Annotated in this window: 13 protein-coding genes and 3 pseudogenes; 15 read left to right on the forward strand and 1 reads right to left on the reverse strand. The window is 68.9% G+C overall.

Annotated elements, in window-relative coordinates:
* Positions 1-325 precede the first annotated feature (325 nt).
* The 11 genes and pseudogenes from ACFV2X_RS44625 to ACFV2X_RS44675 all read left to right on the forward strand — a co-directional run.
* Entirely contained in the window at positions 326-631 is a 306-nt protein-coding gene (locus tag ACFV2X_RS44625) for an MSMEG_0570 family nitrogen starvation response protein (RefSeq protein WP_385627484.1), read from the forward strand.
* A gap of 53 nt (positions 632-684) precedes the next feature.
* Complete coding sequence (locus tag ACFV2X_RS44630) at positions 685-1983, forward strand: MSMEG_0569 family flavin-dependent oxidoreductase (protein ID WP_385627486.1); 1299 nt, start codon at positions 685-687, stop codon at positions 1981-1983.
* A gap of 11 nt (positions 1984-1994) precedes the next feature.
* On the forward strand, positions 1995-2810 hold the full coding sequence (locus tag ACFV2X_RS44635) for an amidohydrolase family protein (protein ID WP_385627489.1): 816 nt from the start codon (positions 1995-1997) through the stop codon (positions 2808-2810).
* 39 nt (positions 2811-2849) lie between these two features.
* Positions 2850-3380 (forward strand): MSMEG_0572/Sll0783 family nitrogen starvation response protein, encoded by a 531-nt coding sequence (locus tag ACFV2X_RS44640; protein WP_030049047.1) that lies wholly within the window; start codon positions 2850-2852, stop codon positions 3378-3380.
* Between the two features lie 10 nt (positions 3381-3390).
* The gene (locus ACFV2X_RS44645; RefSeq protein WP_385627492.1) at positions 3391-4482 is read left to right on the forward strand and encodes an MSMEG_0568 family radical SAM protein; all 1092 of its coding nucleotides are present in this window, start codon (positions 3391-3393) and stop codon (positions 4480-4482) included.
* On the forward strand, positions 4479-5918 hold the full coding sequence (locus tag ACFV2X_RS44650; RefSeq protein ID WP_385627495.1) for an MSMEG_0567/sll0787 family protein: 1440 nt from the start codon (positions 4479-4481) through the stop codon (positions 5916-5918). The genes ACFV2X_RS44645 and ACFV2X_RS44650 overlap by 4 nt, the downstream gene beginning before the upstream one ends.
* Positions 5915-6766, forward strand: a complete 852-nt coding sequence (locus ACFV2X_RS44655) for a carbon-nitrogen hydrolase family protein (RefSeq protein WP_385627498.1) — start codon at positions 5915-5917, stop codon at positions 6764-6766. The genes ACFV2X_RS44650 and ACFV2X_RS44655 overlap by 4 nt, the downstream gene beginning before the upstream one ends.
* Entirely contained in the window at positions 6763-7599 is an 837-nt protein-coding gene (locus ACFV2X_RS44660; RefSeq protein WP_385627501.1) for a carbon-nitrogen hydrolase family protein, read from the forward strand. The genes ACFV2X_RS44655 and ACFV2X_RS44660 overlap by 4 nt, the downstream gene beginning before the upstream one ends.
* On the forward strand, positions 7596-8702 hold the full coding sequence (locus ACFV2X_RS44665) for an MSMEG_0565 family glycosyltransferase (protein ID WP_385627503.1): 1107 nt from the start codon (positions 7596-7598) through the stop codon (positions 8700-8702). The genes ACFV2X_RS44660 and ACFV2X_RS44665 overlap by 4 nt, the downstream gene beginning before the upstream one ends.
* A gap of 637 nt (positions 8703-9339) precedes the next feature.
* Positions 9340-10179: an arginase family protein gene (locus tag ACFV2X_RS44670; RefSeq protein ID WP_385627505.1), complete on the forward strand. Its 840-nt coding sequence runs from the start codon at positions 9340-9342 to the stop codon at positions 10177-10179.
* A gap of 100 nt (positions 10180-10279) precedes the next feature.
* A pseudogene (locus tag ACFV2X_RS44675) lies at positions 10280-10881 on the forward strand (IS5 family transposase); the annotation flags it as partial.
* 646 nt (positions 10882-11527) lie between these two features.
* On the opposite strand, the pseudogene ACFV2X_RS44680 reads toward ACFV2X_RS44675, so the two are convergent.
* Positions 11528-12665 (reverse strand): annotated as a pseudogene (locus ACFV2X_RS44680) (IS110 family transposase); the annotation flags it as partial.
* Positions 12666-13668: 1003 nt separating this feature from the next.
* On the opposite strand from ACFV2X_RS44680, the pseudogene ACFV2X_RS44685 reads away from it, so the two are divergent.
* From ACFV2X_RS44685 to ACFV2X_RS44700, 4 genes and pseudogenes are all read left to right on the forward strand, one after another.
* Positions 13669-14400, forward strand: a pseudogene (locus ACFV2X_RS44685) (transposase); the annotation flags it as partial.
* Positions 14401-14605: 205 nt separating this feature from the next.
* A complete protein-coding gene (locus tag ACFV2X_RS44690; RefSeq protein ID WP_385627507.1) occupies positions 14606-15007 on the forward strand; it encodes a DUF3592 domain-containing protein in 402 nt (133 codons plus the stop codon).
* A gap of 416 nt (positions 15008-15423) precedes the next feature.
* Entirely contained in the window at positions 15424-15684 is a 261-nt protein-coding gene (locus ACFV2X_RS44695) for a hypothetical protein (protein WP_385627509.1), read from the forward strand.
* Positions 15685-16007: 323 nt separating this feature from the next.
* Entirely contained in the window at positions 16008-16817 is an 810-nt protein-coding gene (locus tag ACFV2X_RS44700) for a class I SAM-dependent methyltransferase (protein ID WP_385627512.1), read from the forward strand.
* The last annotated feature ends 383 nt before the right edge of the window (positions 16818-17200 follow it).

The following is a 17200-nucleotide window of genomic DNA, read 5'->3' on the forward strand; positions in this document are numbered from 1 at the left end:
GACAGAGAACTGCTCCCACGGCGCGGTGGCGGTGTCGACGACGGTCGGGGTCAGGGGCTCGACTGATGCGACTGATTCAGCTGACATGACGGAAAACTGATCTCGGATGGGAGATCCGGACTGTGTGGAGCACGCTGATGGGCTCGGCATTTCCGTTTCATGTCCCCCGGAACAAGAATGCGTCATCGTGTCCCGAACCGGCGTGAGGTTCTGGCAACCCCCCTTTATTCCGGATGTCTTCGTTCGGAAATCTGCGGGGGCTGGAGTTGGTCTCCACAGACAGCGGCGAGGTGTCAAGGCCTCGCCGCCCGGCATGGAGGATGTCATGCCCGAGATGTATTTCCATGTGCGCTGGCCCGATGGCGTGACGCAGCGCTGCTATTCCCCCTCCACGGTAGTCGAGGATTATTTCGTTCCCGGCGGTCAGTACGCACTTGGGGATTTCGTCGAGCGCAGCCGTACGGCACTCGGTATCGCCGGGGAGCGCGTGAAGGAGAAGTTCGGTTTCTTCTGTACCGGCGCCTCCGAGCAGCTCGCGCAGATCGAGCGGACCGCCGCCGCGTACGCCGCCGTCAGCGATGCCAAGGTCACGGTCGAATCCCTGACCGGCGCCGACGGGAGCACGCGGTGAGCCCGGCTCCAGCGATACGGCCGGCCGGCGCCCTCCCCTCCAGCCTGAAGGGCATGGGAGGTACCCCCGTCCCGGTGGTCGTGGTCGGCGGCGGTCAGGCGGGGCTCTCGATGAGTTACTGCCTCGGTCAGCGTGGTGTCGAGCACGTCGTCATCGAGGCGCACCGGGTCGGGCACGAGTGGCGCGAGCGCCGCTGGGACTCCTTCTGCCTGGTGACCCCCAACTGGCAGTGCAGGATGCCTGGTTATCCGTATCAGGGCGACGATCCGGACGGGTTCATGGTCCGTGACGAGATCGTCCGGTACCTGGAGGAGTATGTCTCCTTCTTCCGGCCGCCACTGGTGGAGGGTGTGACGGTCACCCGGCTGCGGCGCTCGCCGAGCGGGATGTTCGAACTCTCCACCACCGCCGGGGACTTCACCGCCCACCAGGTGGTGGTCGCCACCGGCCCCTACCACACGCCGTTCGTCCCGCCGATGGCCCAGCGCCTGCCCGATCGCATCACCCAGGTCCACTCCTCCCGCTACCGCAGCCCCGACCAGCTCCCCGAGGGCGCCGTCCTGGTGGTCGGCACCGGCCAGTCCGGCTGCCAGATCGCCGAGGACCTCCACCTCGCCGGGCGCCAGGTGCACCTGGCCGTTGGCAGCGCTCCTCGTGTGGCCCGCTTCTACCGCGGCCGCGACTGCGTGGCCTGGCTCGACGACATGGGCCACTACACCAGGTCCATCGACGAGTTCGACGACGCCGGCGCCGTGCGCATGCGGGTCAACCACTACGTCACCGGGCGTGACGGCGGCCGCGACATCGACCTGCGCGCCTTCGCCCGCGACGGTATGCGGTTGTACGGGCGGCTCACCGGAATCACCGGTACGGGCCTGGAGTTCGCCGACGACCTGAAGGTGAACCTCGACCACGCCGATGCGGTCGCCGAGGGCATCAAGGACGCCATCGACGCCCACGTCGCCGCGCACGGCATCGACGCCCCGACCGAGCCCCGGTACGTCCCGGTGTGGGAGCCGCGCGAGCAGCCGCGCGAACTGGACCTGGAGGCCGTCGGCATCTCCTCCGTGGTCTGGTCGACCGGCTTCCGGCGCGACCACCGGTGGATCGAGGCACCCGTCTTCGACGGCCGCGGCTACCCGATGCACTGGCGCGGCGTCACCAGCATGCCCGGCCTGCATTTCCTCGGTCTGCCCTGGCAGTACTCGTGGGGCTCGGGCCGCTTCGAGGGGGTGGGTCGGGACGCCGCGTTCCTCGCCGGCCACATCGATGCCTCGCGCCGCCTGGCCGATGTGTGCGGCACGCTCACCGGCGCCCCCAACGAACTTTCCTCCGCTCTCCCGATCGGCTGAGGAACCACACCATGGTCTACGACGCACACCGCCACGTCGGCGTCCTGCCCGCCTATCCCTTCTACGGCGGCCCACCCGTCAACCCGGACACCACCGCCCGCGCCACGGTCAGGCAGCTCATCGCCGACCTGGACGCGGAGGGCACCGAACGGGCCCTGGTCATCCCCAACTACGGCGTCCCGGATCCCGCGATCGCTTTCTCCTTCAACGAACTGGCGCTGGAGGCCGCGCAGAGCGATGACCGGATCCGTGCCGGGCTGTGGGTGTCCCCGCGCCCGGAGGACGCCCAACGCACGGAGGTGGCCCTCAAGTTGGCCGGTGAGCCTGGGGTCAAGGCCCTCAAGCTGAGTTTTCTGCTGGGCGGCCGGCCCACGGATCCCGCCTGCCGCCCCCAGCTGGACCGCATCTTCGCCAAGGCCGCCCGGCACGGCCTCGTCGTCCATGTGCACACCTCTCCCGGCGCCGCCTCCGACATCGACGAGGTCGGCCATCTCGTCGACTGGTACGCCAGCCAAGTGCCCGTCCATCTCGTGCACTTCGGCGGCGGGATGAGCGGCCACATCAAGCTCGTCGGCTCCCGGTTCTTCGACTGGATCACCGCCGGCAAGCGCGTCTACACCGATCTCTCCTGGGCCATCGGCTTCACTCCCCGCTGGCTGGCCCAGGAGATCGAGCGCCGCGGCATCGGCCACGACCGGGTGCTCTTCGCCAGCGACCAGCCGTGGGGCGACTTCACCGGCGAGTACGCCCGCCTCGCCGAAGCCACCGGCGGCGGCGAACTCGGCGAACTGGTCTTCCGGGACACCTTCGCCGCGCTCTACGACTGACCGACCCCGCTCCCCTCCCGTACGCACAAGGAGACAGTCATGTCCGAATCCGTCGTCACCGCCGAGCTCTCCGACGTCGAGCAGAAGTCCCTCGACGAGATCCCGCACCCCTCGCTCCCCGAGGGCACCAGCATCTACGGCTCCACCAAGGTCTTCCCCGACTACCAGGCCGAGGACGGCGAGACCTACTTCACCCTCGTCCACGGCATCGCCCACGAGTCCTCGGTGTCATTCGTCGCCGTCCTCCAGGCCACCCGCGCGCTGCGCAAGGGTTTCGAGACCGCGATCTACTTCTACGGCCCGGGCTCGCTCAACTGCCTCGCCACCCGCGGTTTCCCGACCGTCGGCAACTCCGCCTTCCCCGGCGAGCACAACATCAACAACCAGCTCAAGACGTTCATCGCCGAGGGCGGCAAGGTCTACTGCTGCCGCTTCGGCCTGTCCCTGCACGGCGCCCGCGAGGAGGACCTCATCGAGGGCGTCATCCCCACCCACCCCCTGGACGTCCAGGACGCGCTGATCCACTACGCGCGCAAGGGCGCCATCATCAACTCCACCTACCAGCTGTAGGGAGCACGTCGTGAGCGTTGGCACCGGTAACAGCAGTACGGCGGTGGATGTGCGGATCATGACCCGCGCCGAACTCGCCCTGCGCGGCGTCGCGTCGGACGCGCCCGTGCGGCGGCCGGACGGCGCGGGGCCCAGCGACGACGGACACGTCCTCGTCGACGGTGCCAGCGCCGCGCTCCCCCGCAACCCCGACAGTCCCTACTCCGTGCGGGACGGCAAGGTGTGGCTCGGTGACGAGGACACCGGAATCTCCTTCACACCCGTCCTGCGGCCGAAGTTCTACGACCTGACCACGGCCGACGGCATCCGCTACGAGCAGATCGCCCGCCTGCACGGCTCCGACGTCCTGGCCACCACCGTCGTGCAGACCTGCATCCGCTACGCCGAGTCCGACCGCTGCCGCTTCTGTACCATCGAGGAATCCCTGCGCTCGGGCGCCACCGTGGCCGCCAAGACCCCGGCGCAGCTCGCCGAGGTCGCCGAGGCCGCGGTACGGCTCGACGGCGTGAAGCAGATGGTGATGACCACAGGCACCACCACCGGACCCGACCGCGGCGCCCGCAACCTCGTACGGTCGGTCCGGGCGGTGCTGAAAGCCGTGCCCGGTCTGCCGATCCAGGTGCAGTGCGAACCGCCCGGCGACCTCGCCTGGATCCGCGCCCTGCACGACGCCGGGGCGACCGCGATCGGCATCCACGTCGAGTCCCTCGACGACGAGGTGCGCCGACGCTGGATGCCTGGCAAGTCGACGGTCCCGCTGGCCGAGTACGAGGCCGCGTGGGACGAGGCGGTACGCGTCTTCGGACCGAACCGCGTCTCCACCTACCTCCTCGTCGGCCTGGGCGAGGATCCCGACGAACTCGTCGCCGGGGCGGGCAGGCTGATCGACCGGGGGGTGTACCCGTTCGTCGTCCCCTTCCGCCCGATGAGCGGCACCCTCGCCGCTCGCGAAGGCGTCAGGGCACCCGGCGCGGAACTCCTGACGTACGTCACCGGGGGCGTCGCCGCGAAGCTGCGCGCCGCCGGGATGAGCGGCGCCGACCAGAAGGCCGGCTGTGCGGCCTGCGGGGCGTGCAGTGTGCTCCAGGCAGCGGGCGGGTGAGCGCCGTGTACCTCGACGGTTCCGTGGCCGTGCCGGCCGTGGACGGTCCGCAGGACATTCTGGCCCTGCTGGGCGACCGCAGCACGCTCGCCCGCCGGCCCGCCTTCCGCATCGAGGAGGCGGACAGCACGGCGGACGTGGCCGCCTATCGGGGGCTGCGCCATGCCGCCTTCGTCCAGGAGCAGGGGCTCTTCGCTCATCACGACCTGGACGACCGCGACACCGACCCCCGGACTGTCGTCCTGGTCGCGAAGGACCCGGAGGACATCGTGGTCGGCGGGGTGCGCCTCTGCCCGGTCGACGACGGCCCCGACCTCGGCTGGTGGCAGGGCGGGCGCCTGGTCGTCGCCCGCCGGCCCCGCGGACCGCACGGCATCGGCGCGGCGCTCGTCCGGGCGGCCTGCGCCCGGGCGGAGGCGGAGGGTGCCCTGCGATTCGACGCGACCGTCCAGGCTCGCCATGAGGTGCTGTTCCGGCGCCTCGGCTGGCAGCGGGTGCGGGACACGACGGTCGCGGGCGCGCCGCACGTTCTGATGCGCTGGCCGATCGGCCGCATCGCCGCCCTCGCGGCAGCCACGAAGTCCCCCCTCGGACCGCTCCTCACTGCGCTGGCATCTCCCCGGGGCTTCGTCGGTGACGACGGCGCCCCTGTCCCCGGCACCGACATGATCGCGGCGTGCGACGCGATCGTGCCGTCCATGGTCGAACGGGACCCCGAGTGGGCGGGCTGGTGTGCGGTCCTCGTGAACGTCAACGACCTCGCGGCGATGGGCGCCGCACCGCTCGGGCTGCTGGACGCGGTGGGCGCCCGCGACGCCGCGCACGCCGCCCGGGTCCTGGCCGGACTGACCCGGGCGGCACAGGCGTACGACATCCCGGTGCTCGGCGGGCACACACAGCTCGGCGTCCCGGCCGCCCTGTCGGTGACCGCGCTCGGCCGCACGGGCCGGCCGGTGCCCGGTGGCGGCGGACGCCCCGGACACTCCGTACGGCTCACCGCCGACCTCGGCGGGAGCTGGCGCCCGGGCTACCGGGGCCGCCAGTGGGACTCGACCAGCCACCGCCGTACGGACGAGCTGCGCACGATGACCGGCGCGGTGGCCGCAGCGCGGCCCGCCGCCGCCAAGGACGTGTCGATGGCGGGCATCGCCGGCACCCTCGGCATGCTCGCCGAGGCGAGCGGCTGCCGCGCGGTGCTCGACGTGGCCGCCGTGCCCCGGCCGGAGGCCGCGACCGTGGGCGACTGGTTCACCTGCTTCCCGGGCTTCGCGATGCTCACGGCCGACGAACCGGGCGCACCGCCCCTGCCCGCCGGACCCGCCACGGGTGCGGTCTGCGGGGAGCTCACCGAAGGAGAAGGCGTCGGGCTGCGCTGGCCCGACGGAGAGATCACCGAAGCGGTCATGTCCACCGTGACCGGGATGGGGACCGCATGACCACCTTGCGCATGGCCGCCGTCGCCGCCGAGTTCGGCCGCGACCTGGAGGAGGACTTCGAGATCGCCGAACGGCTGATCAAGGAGGCCCGGGAGGAGGGCGTACGCCTGCTGGCGCTGCCCGAGGCGTGCCTCGGCGGGTATCTGCTCAGCCTCGACGACTGCGCCGAACTCGACGAGGGCCCGCCCGCGCTCGCCCTCGACGGCCCCGAGATCCGCCGGCTGGCCTCCCTGGCAGGGGAGATGACGGTCGTCGCCGGATACTGCGAAGCGGCCGGGGACACCCGCTACAACAGCGTCGTCTGCGTCACCGGCGACGGCGTTCTCGGCAACCACCGCAAGGTCCACCAGCCGCTGAGCGAGGACGCCAGCTACGCCTCTGGGGACCGCTTCCACGCCTTCGATACCCCGGTCGGCCGGATCGGCATGATGATCTGCTATGACAAGGCGTTCCCGGAGTCCGCACGCGCGCTCGCGCTCGACGGAGCCGAGATCGGGGTCTGTGTCTCAGCGTGGCCGGGATCCCGTACGAACGCCGCCGCCAGCCTCGGAGAGGATCGCTGGAAACGCCGCTTCGACCTGTTCGACCGGGCTCGCGCGCTGGAGAACCAGATCGTGTGGCTGTCGGCCAACCAGGCGGGCACGTTCGGGTCGCTACGCTTCGTCGGCAGCGCCAAGGTCGTCGACCCCGGTGGCGAGATCCTCGCCGACACCGGTGTCGCCGCAGGCGTCGCCGTCGCCGAACTCGACGTCGTACAGGCTCTGGAAACCGCCCGCCGGTCGATGGGGCACCTGCGCGACCGGCGACCCGAGACCTACGACCTTTCCACGGGAGCAGCCACCGCATGAGCACGATCCGGATCGCAGCCGCGGCCGCCCACTTCGGCCGTGACCTGGAGTTCGCCCTGGCCCGCACAGCCAAACTCATCGACGACGCGCGCGCCTCCGGTGCCGGTCTGCTGGTCCTGCCCGACGCCGCGCTCGGCGGCTACCTCGCCGACCTGCGCCACCCCGACCCCGAGGCCCTGCCGCCGGCCCTGAAGCCGGACGATCCGCTGATCCTCCAAGTCGCCCGCCTGGCCGCCGAGATGGTGGTCTGCCTCGGCTACTGCGAGGACGGCGGCGACGAGCGCTACAACGCCGCGGTCTGCGTCAGCGGCGACGGTGTCCTCGGCCACCACCGCAAGGTCCATCTGCCGGCCGGCGAGGTCGCTGTCTACGCGCCCGGTGACCGCTTCGACGCCTTCGAGACCCCAGTGGGCCGGATCGGCATGCTCATCGACTACGACAAGACCTTCCCCGAGTCGGCCCGCTCACTGGCCCTGGACGGCGCGGAGATCCTGGCCTGCCTCTCCGCCTGGCCCACGTCCATCACCAACCGCGCCCCGCGCATGGCCCAGGACCGCCAGGCCAAGCTCTTCGACCTCTACGACCAGGCCCGCGCCGCCGAGAACCAGGTCGTCCTCGCCTCCTCCAACCAGACCGGCGCCATGGGCGGCATGCGGTTCCTCGGCCAGTCCAAGGTGGTCGGCCCGGGCGGTGACATCCTCGCCCGCACCTGGGCCAAGGCCGGCCTCGCGGTCGCCGAGATCGACGTCGCCAAGGAGATCGACCGCGCCCGCCGCATCCTGCGCCATCTCGACGAACGCCGGCCCGATGCCTACCGGGAGAACCCGTCGTGAAGATCGCGCTGCTGAGTTACTCCACCAAGCCGCGCGGCGGTGTCGTCCACACCCTCGCCCTCGCTGAGGCGCTCGCCGAGGCCGGGCAGGACGTCACGGTGTGGACGCTGGGCCGCGGCGGAGACGCGGGCTTCTTCCGGCCGGTCGATGCCGCCGTACGGCTACGGATCGTGCCGTTCCCGGACGGCCCGCCGGAGGAGACCGTCGGCGAACGGATCCTGCGCTCCATCGCCCTCCTGGGCAAGGCTTTCGAGCCCTTTGTGGTGGCGTACGACGTCGTCCACGCCCAGGACTGCATCAGCGCCAACGCAGTGGGCGGCCGCTGCGTCCGCACGGTCCACCACATCGACCACTTCACCACCCCCGAACTCGCTGCTTGCCACGAGCGGGCCATCATCGAGCCGTATGCGCACATCTGCGTGTCGGCGGCCGTCGCCACGGAACTGGCCGACGGCTGGGGCATCAAGGCAGCGGTCATCCCCAACGGAGTGGCCTACGGCCGTTTCGCCATCACCGATCCGGCTGCCCTCGCGAACTGGCGTGCCCGTCTGGGCCGTTACATTCTCACCGTCGGCGGCATCGAACCGCGCAAGGGCTCGCTGGACCTGCTGGAGGCGTACGCCCTCCTGTGCCGGGACCATCCCGACGTACGGCTCGTGATCGCTGGCGGCGAGACCCTCTTCGACTACCGCGACTACAGAGCCCGCTGGGAGGCGCGGGCAGCCGAACTCCGCGTGGAACCGGTCGTGTTGGGCCAGGTCGCCGAGGACGACCTGCCGTCACTGGTGGCCGCCGCCTCCGCTTTCGCCTTCCCGTCCGTCAAGGAAGGCTTCGGACTCGCCGCGATGGAGGCACTCGCCGCGGGAGTTCCGCTGGTCGTACGCGATCTGCCCGTACTGCGCGAGGTGTTCGACAGCGCCGCCGGTTTCGCAACCACCCACCAGGACCTGGCCGCTGAGCTCGGCGCCGCGCTCACGGACTACACCCCCGCGCGGCGGGCGAGGGGCCGCCAACTCGCCGCCCGCCACACCTGGGCCACCGCTGCGGAACGCCACCTGGCGTTCTACGACTCTCGGCTGAGGGGCCCCGAGGATCCCGGATGACTTCATGGCGCTGAAGCACTGAGTTCGTTCAGCCGTCGGAAGGCGCCGGCAGAGGCGCGGCGCTGCGTTTGGGCGGGTGGCGCCTCCGTTGGGTTTCTTTCAGGCATGGTGGTCGGCCGGCGATGGCGACGGCGGTCTTCACCAACGCGGCCCGGACGGCAGCGGTGGTACTGGTGAGTGTGCCGATGCGGGCGAGCATCATCGAGTGCCCGGTCCAGGCCGGGGCGACCACTGGAATCGCCACAACGCCGCTCGGGAGTGCGTCGGCTGCGAGGCTGTGGATGGTGGTGATGCCCAGCCCGGCGGCGACGAAGCCGAGCCGGGCGCTGCATCGCTAGTGCCGCGTCAGCCAGGGTTTGCCCGGTAGCGAGGCGTCCTGGTGCGTGCGATCGCAAGGCGGCCGGAAGCCCTCGCAGCGAGCGTGTGTGTCAGGGCGGCGAGCGGGGCAAACCTTGGCTGATGCGGCACTAGGGGCTGTCTGAAGTCGTGATCAAAAAAAGGGGGACATGCCTCTTCTAGTGATGGTTCAGTGGCCGACCAGGCAGTTCGTGCCATCGATTCAGAATGTGGCACGGCTTGCTGCACGGCCAGGGCAGCGGCATAGGCTCTACTGATCATCCTGGAGAGGGAGAGTTTCGTGTCCGGTCAGGTCGTACTTGAGGTAGGGCAGTGGCAAGGCTCGGGGGCCGCGACGGCCGTTCGGTTGCGTAGTGGGGCTGCCCGGCTTGCCGAGCTGATTCCCGAAGGTCCATGGTGCACGGTCGTACTCGACAGCGGCGTCGGGAACTCGCGGGACGGAGTGCAGAACGCCGACGTCCTGGAGCGACACCTGCAAGCAGTGCGCGAGGCGCTGGCCAAGGTTCCGCCAGGCGCCCGGACAGTGACGATCGGTGGCGACTGCGCGGTCGATCTCGCCCCGGTCGAAGCCGCGCTCTCCACGTTCGGGGACCGGCTGGCCCTGGTGTGGTTCGACGCGCACGCAGACCTCAACAGCCCTCAGTCGTCACCATCCGGAGCCTTCCACGGCATGGTGCTGCGCGCGCTCATCGGCGATGGGCCAGAGGGCCTGCGGCCCCTGCGCAGCCTGCAGGCCGACCGCGTGGTACTGGCGGGCACACGGTCGCTGGACCCGGGTGAAAAGGACCTTGTCGAGAGTCGCAGCATCCGACACATCAGCGTTGAGCAACTGGCGGAACCGGGGCCGCTCCTGGCCTCAGTGCGTGCCACCGGCGCCGAGGCGGTGTACGTCCACATCGACCTCGATGTCCTCGACCCGCAGGTGTTCCCGGCCGTCGGTACACCCGAACCCGGTGGGCTCGGTGTCGAAGAGCTCCTCGGAGCGGTGCGGACACTGACGGAGGAATTCACGCTCGCCGGCATCGCGCTCACCGAGTACGAGCGGACGGAGGACACCGACCAGGAGGAGGCCGTCCTGCGGCAGATCGTCGACGGACTGTTCGGATCCGACCGCACCTGAGCAGCATCTCTGCGCTCACGCTCCTATCGGAGCGGACGTGCTCGTAGAGAGCCGGGACCTGCCTTCAGCGGCGCAGAAGAGCTGCTGATACACGTCTGGGATGGCGCGAAGGGAACTCACGGACAGTGAGTGGGAGTTGATCAAGCCGCTCCTGCCGATAGGCAGGTCCGGCCCGTATCCGGAGCATCTGTGGGAGCAGTTCGAGGGCGTGATCTGGAAGTTCCGCTCGAGTGCCCAGTGGCGGGAGATGCCGCTGGAGTTCGGGGTCTGGCAGACCGTCTACGACCGCTTCATCCGGTGGCGTAACGCGGGCGTCTTCCCGGCGCTGATGGACGGGATGATCGCCGAGGCGGCCCGGCGCGGGCAGACGGACTTGTCCCTGGTCAGCGTGGACTCCACAGTCGCCCGCGCCCATCACGACGCCGCGGGCATGCGGGTCGACGTGGAGGTCCTCTCCTTCCTGGAGAAAGCCGCCGAGGCGTCAAAGGGGGCCGCGTAAAGGAACGAAAGCCGCAGGCCGGGGCCGAACAGGAGCCGTCCGACCCGGATCGGGAGGAACGGCGGCGCATCCGGCGACGACGCCGGGCCCGCCTAAAGGTCGCCCTGCTGGGCCGTTCACGTGGCGGCCTGACCACCAAGGTCCACCTCGCCTCCGATCCGCGCTGCCGTCCGCTCGCCTTCATCCTGACCGAGGGGCAGGCCTGAAGGGTGTCTTTATTGCCGTATGGTCGTTGACCTGGGGCTTTGTGATCGTCCAAGTATGGGCATGACCAGCGATTGTGGGGCTGTGACTGCTCGCCTGATCTTCTGCCGACTGCTGGGCTGCCTTCTTTGGGTGGGCCGGTCGACCGTCGCGAACAACGCCGGGATCGTTGCCTTTCGTCATGAGGTGGCTCTGCTCCCCGGTGCTGGCAGGGATGGTCCCTGGCCGTCGAGCCGGGCGGCGTCTCGGCCAGCAAGAGGCCTGCCGAGGGTCGGCCTCGGCTGGGGTTCCGGGCGTCCGGCCTTTCATGGATCAGGAAGGGAGGGCCGATGGCAGTGGGCTCGGCCCTCACGGAGTCAAAGTCGTTGCAGCGGCTCGTGTCACTCGAAAGAGGGATGCGTCGTCCGACTGCGCCCCAGTGGCGCCGACTGGCACGTAATATGCGGGGTGTATGATTCTTGGGCTTCGTATAGCGGTGTAGGTCTCTGAGCGGGCCGCTACAGCCTGATACGGATAGTCGCGGAGGGTAGTCACTGCTGGGGGTCAAGACATCCGATGCGGATGATCTGTCAAGCGGTGGCTTCGAGGGTGGGGTTTGTCGGTGCGGGAAATGCGGTTGTTTCGTCGTAGTGGATGTTGTGGGTCAAGGTTGTGCTGGGCGGCGGTGTGGCGGTCTTTGGCTTTGCGTCGCCGGTCGTAGTGGGCTCGGGCGCCGGGTGAGGCGGTGAGGGCGGAGAAGGCCCAGACGTAGCCGGCGGAGGCCAGGCGCTGGTTCTTGACCCGACGGGCGAGGACGGCGACGCATTTTTCCGGAGGCCCGGGTGACTGGTGCGGCCCCGGCGAAGGCTTTGAGGCCTTTTGCGTCGGTGAAGCGGGATCGGTCGTCGCCGATCTCGGCGAGGACCCGGGCGCCGGTGAGTGAGCCGAGCCCTGGGAAGCTGGTGATGATCTCGGCGTCCGGGTGTGTGTTAAAGGATTCCACCGCTGCTTGGGCGAGGTTGTCTGCGCTGGTGCAGGCTGCGTCGAGCTGTCGTAGCAGGGCGGTGGTCTGGTGTCCCATGGCCTGCTCGACCTGGGGGAGTTGTTGCATCTGTGGGGCGTGGAGAGCGGTGTGGAGGCGGTGGGCTTCGGTGTCGATACCGCGCTTGCGGCCGGCTTTGGCAAGGAGTGTGCGCAGTTGGGTGCGGGTGGGTTTGGCTGCTTGGGCTGGGGTGGGTGCGGCGGCCAGGAGTGTGCGGGCGATGGGGGAGCTGAGGCCGTCGCGTAGTGGTTGGGTGGCGGTGAGGAAGCCGGGGAAGTAGGCGCGCAGGTGGGAGCGGAGTTTGTTGCCGGCTTGGGTGCGGTCCCAGATGGCGTCTTGTTGGGCTCGGGCCAGGAGGGTGATGGCCTGGGCGTGTTCGCTGTCGTGGGGGAGGGGGCGGTGGGCTGCGGCGTCGGTGCGCAGGATGTTGGCCAGGACCATGGCGTCGAGGTGGTCTGACTTCTTGTGGGTGACCGTGTGTCGGTCGCGGTAGCGGGCGGCGGCCATCGGGTTGATGGTGTAGACGGGGCGTTTCGTGGCGCGGAGGCAGGCCACCAGCAGGCCGCGGGAGGTCTCGATCGCCACCGGGATCGGAGCTTCTTCGGTGTCTCCGTGCGTGGTGAGCAGGTCGAGGAGTTGGTGCAGGCCGGCGGCGTCGTCGCTGATCCGGGCTCGGGCTGACAGGGCTCCGTCCTGGTCGATCAGTGCGACGTCGTGGTGGTCGCTGGCCCAGTCGATCCCACGGAACACTTTCATGGTCATGGTGTTGTGCGCGTCCTCTCGGTCGGGTTGCGTGTCGCTGCTGGTCGCAGCCGTGCGGGGGCACGCGTCTCCCTAATGGAAGGGCTCGGTGGCCCGGCATCCGATCAGTCGTTCGTGACCCCAGCTGTCCGCGGGGCCCTCGGTCTGGGCTGGAATTCACAGGTTCCAGGCGTCGTGAGAGGTGGTTCCTGCGAGGGGCTCGGACCACGAACGCCAACGATCGGATCATCCGTCTGGGTGCGGTGCCGCAACATGGTGGAGACGGACGGGGCCGGGGTTCCGACTCTTGACCAAGGGATCTGGTCCCTGGGGTCGCAGACGGCTTCCCCGGCCCCGACCGCCACCACCACGGCGCACCAGGAAGTGGGGCTCGTAGTGCCCCATTAGGGGTCGCAGGTTCAAATCCTGTCGTCCCGACCAGCATCATCGCAGGTCGGAGGCCATTTCCGCGGGTAGCGGAGGCGGCCTTAACCGTTTCCGGGCTGGGAGCAAGTGGGAGCCCTCGTACTCCCAACTCGCAGACGTGTCAACGGTGCCCGATTCGTCCGTCACCCGATCAGGTAGACCTACAGCGCCGTACCACGCCCCCACGCGCCGTCGTCAACCACAGCCCCCGACGTCGCCCAATCGATCCGGATGTCTTCTGCATCGAGAGGCATAAGGACCCCTGTCGGCTCTCGAGCACCTTTCGCGGTGGGAGCACGATGTCGTGCTCCCCATGCGACAGGGGGAGGGGAGACTGCTGATGATCCCTGTGGGCAGGTTTCCGCAGGCAGTCCGTTCGTGGGGGCTTTCGGCCGCGGTCGACGGCCTGCGTCAAGGGGCGGTAAAGCCCCTTGTCGTCCGCCGGCAGATGGGGCACTCCCAGGGTGTGAGTGCTGTATCCGGTTCTGGAGCGCCGTAACGAGACAGCCTTGCGGGGCCTTGTCGGATAAATAGTGTGCCAAGCGGGTGGAAGTGATGGCGCCGATGAGTGCAAGTGCTGGGTCAGTGGTCGGGGGAGAGGCTGATCAGCAAGCTGGCGTCGGGCGGACAGCGGGTCCTGGCCGCGCTGCGCACCGCCCGCGCTGAAGCACGCGAACACGTCTGGCGATTGGCCGGTGAAGCAGCACCGGACGCAGGCGGGCGGGTGATCGTGGACATCGACGGCGTCCTCGTCCTGGCGCACTCCGAGAAGCAGGACGCCGCCGCGACCTGGAAGAAGACGTTCGGGCACCACCCGCTGATGGGGTTTGTCGACCACGGCCGCGGCGGGTTCGGCGAGCCGGTGGTGGGTCTGCTGAGGCCCGGAAACACGGGCTCGAACACCGCCGCTGACCACATCGAGGCCACCAGCCTGGCCCTGGCCCAGTTGCCGAAATGGTTGCGGCGCAGGCCGACAGACGCTGATCCGTACCGACTCCGGCGGCGGCACCCACGAGTTCGTCGCCTGGCTCGCCCGGCGCGGAAGGTGGCTGTCGTACTCGGTCGGCATGACCATCACCGATGCCATCCACCAGGCCGTCCTGAAGGTCCCTGCCTCTGCCTGGACGCCGGCCGTGGAACTGACGGCGAGATCCGCGACGGCGCCTGGGTCGCCGAACTCGTCGGCGACTGCCTGACCGGCTGGCCGAAGAGGCTGCGGCTGATTGTGCGGAAGGAACGGCCGCACCCCGGCGCCCAACTGCGCTTCACCGACGCCGACGGCATGCGCCTCACCTGCTTTGCCACCAACCCGGACTCTGTTGCTGAATTGGCTGCAGGGGTGGGGTAACGGTCGTTCCAACTCACAGAGGGCAGTACCTGGCTATGCTCTCGTGGCGCCGCGAGCATGGTCAGCCGCGCGAGCACGGGGGCCCGGTGCGTACCCCGGCGGGGCCGGTCCCTGCAGGTGGCAACTAGGCTGCGCCGCAGGGCGTCCTTCCCTCCGACGGTGAACTGGCGGTGGGATAGGGGCTGCTGTGGGTTACGTGTTTGCGGTGCTGGCGGTGCTGTGTTTCGTGGGCGCGCTGCGGAGCAACGTACGGGTGCGGGAGTTACGACAGCACGGGATCCGCACCAGCGGCGTCGTCGTCGGACAGGTGCACGTGAAGAGTGACGCCAGCAGCAACGGGGACGGCCACTGGGCCCCCGTCATCGCCTTCACCGACATACGCGGGCAACAGGTGGAGTTCAAACCCCGCGTGACCGGCACCGGGCTGGGACTGCCGACCGGGCAGCATGTGCCCGTGGTGTACCTGCCGGACAAACCGAAGTCGGCCTGTGTGGACACACGGCGGCACATGATGGCGTCCGTGCGGTTCTGGCTGCTCGCGGGAGTGATCGAGGCGTTCGTGGCCGTGCTCATCCTGGTGCAGCCGTGACCAGGACCACGAGTCGCCAGCGGCGTCCCGACCGCGCTGGACAGCGGCCATGGCGTCCTTGGCGATGCGTTCCCAGACTCTGTTACTGAATTGGCTGCAGGCGGGGTGGTTCGGCGTGATCGTTGGTGCGGTCGTTCTGCCCCGGCCGCAGGGGGTCGGTGTGGTGTCCATGCGACTGGGGGGATTGCCGCCTGTTCCTGAACAGACGGCCAGGACGGCGCGCGCCGCCTTCCCGGGTGGCAGCCTGCCCATGCGCCTGCGTGACCACCTCGCCGAGATCTTCGACGACGCGTTGCTCACCGAGGTGTTTCCCAGCCGCGGTGCTCCGGCCCTGCTCGCGCTGGTGACGGTGCTGCAGTTCACCGAGAACCTCACCGACCGGGTAGGCCGCGGACGCGTCACGGGGCCGTCTGTCGTTGAAGTACGCGCTGGGCACAGAGCTGTCCGACGCTGGCTTCGACTTCTCCGCGCTGTCGAGGTTCCGCACCGGGCTGGCCGGTCATGGCCTGGAACGGGCCCTCCTTGACAGGCTCGTCGAGCACTGTCGCGGGGCCGGGCTGATCAAGGCCGGCGGCAAGCAGCGCACCGACTCCACCCACGTGATCAGCACGGTCCGCGACCTGAACCGCACCGAACTGGCCGGGGAGAGCGTGCGGGCCGCGCTGGAGGCGCTCTGACAACGCTCACCCACCGTCACCGCATCACGAAAATCTTGCAAGAGCCTCATTCCCGGCACCCACAGAGCCACGATCGGCCTGGCGCGGTGGCACACCTGCGGAGATCTGCGTGGATCACGCCGATGGAATACCGAGGGTAGGTGGGCCGGAACACCTGCCGCGCGCGATGACAGGTTCGCGCCAAGAGGATGTGCCGGTTCACGCCAAGCGGGTGCGGCGTCATGCCTCGGGCTTTCACGAGGTGGTCTGCCCGAGGCTTGATGACAAAGGCGAGAAGTGCTCCTGACCTGGAACGATAGCGCGTCTCGAGGGAGTCTGGCGCCGTGGAAATCCCGTTGCCGGAACAGCGGCATCTTCGATCGAATGCCTCCATGACTCATGACGGCCCGGCGGACCATGTGGAGCAGAACCGACGCTTTTGGGATGACGAGGCGGCTGCGTGGCACGGGCCGCTCGCCCGTGATCACTGGGCGCAGGTGGAACCGTCCTGGGGATTGTGGGCCACCCCTGAGTCTCAGGTCTCCGTGCTTCCCGACGGCATCGACGGGATGCGCACCATTGAGCTGGGGTGCGGTACTGCCTACGTTTCCGCTTGGCTGGCCAGAGCAGGAGCCCACCCAGTCGGGATCGACCTCTCGGAGAAGCAACTCGCCACTGCTCGCGCGATGCAGACGGAGTTCGGCATCGACTTCCCCCTTGTCCTGGGCAATGCCGAGAAGGTGCCCTACGAAGACAACACGTTCGACCTGGCGATCAGCGAATTCGGCGCCTCGCTGTGGTGCGACCCCTACCGTTGGATCCCGGAGGCAGCCCGGCTTCTCGTTCCCGGAGGCCGGCTGGTGTTCTCGCGCTACTCACCGCTGTTCGCGCTGTGTGTACCGCCCGAAGGACCGGCATCCACCATTCTGTCCCGCAGCCAATTCGGCCTGACGCGACTGGACTGGGGGAATCACGTGGAGTTCGTCCTGCCGCACGGTGAGATGCTTCGTCTGCTGCGGTCCTGCGACTTCATCGTTGAAGATCTGATTGAGATTCAGGCACCCAAGCCTGCACAGGACTACGAAGAAGTTTCCGCCGACTGGGCCCAGCAGTGGCCCAGCGAGGAGATCTGGAAAGCTCGGCTGGCAGGCTGACAGCTCCGCAGGCACCGTGTATCGCCTTAGAGGACGTTCGTGTCATCTATGCGCCGTTTTAGGGCAGTTGGGCTGCGTCGGGAATCGCCTCATACAGGCAGAACAGGCGGTATGTCTCTTCAGGTGGAGCGCGCCGGGAGCTGCGGTTTACCCCGATTGCCGCCGATAGATCTGTCCGGTTCGAATACGTCCATGCAGCTGGTTTTTGCCTCGCTCGATCGAGCGATATGCCCGGTTGGGAACCTCGTGCATGAGTGGCCCCATGACCTCTTCGCAGCAGCGTGAGCCTGTGCCGCTCGAGAAGTCATCGCCGCAGGTGAGCGAGGTGCGGTCAGTTCGCTGGGATCATGTCCTGCGTGATCGTGTCCTTGTTGTACAAGGTG

This window comes from Streptomyces sp. NPDC059679, from assembly GCF_042734105.1.
Classification (GTDB): Bacteria; Actinomycetota; Actinomycetes; order Streptomycetales; family Streptomycetaceae; genus Streptomyces.

Coding starts and splice junctions, on each gene's coding strand:
- ACFV2X_RS44625 (WP_385627484.1), top strand. CDS start 326: ATGCCCGAGATGTATTTCCATGTGCGCTGGCCCGATGGCGTGACGCAG.
- ACFV2X_RS44630 (WP_385627486.1), top strand. CDS start 685: ATGGGAGGTACCCCCGTCCCGGTGGTCGTGGTCGGCGGCGGTCAGGCG.
- ACFV2X_RS44635 (WP_385627489.1), top strand. CDS start 1,995: ATGGTCTACGACGCACACCGCCACGTCGGCGTCCTGCCCGCCTATCCC.
- ACFV2X_RS44640 (WP_030049047.1), top strand. CDS start 2,850: ATGTCCGAATCCGTCGTCACCGCCGAGCTCTCCGACGTCGAGCAGAAG.
- ACFV2X_RS44655 (WP_385627498.1), top strand. CDS start 5,915: ATGACCACCTTGCGCATGGCCGCCGTCGCCGCCGAGTTCGGCCGCGAC.
- ACFV2X_RS44660 (WP_385627501.1), top strand. CDS start 6,763: ATGAGCACGATCCGGATCGCAGCCGCGGCCGCCCACTTCGGCCGTGAC.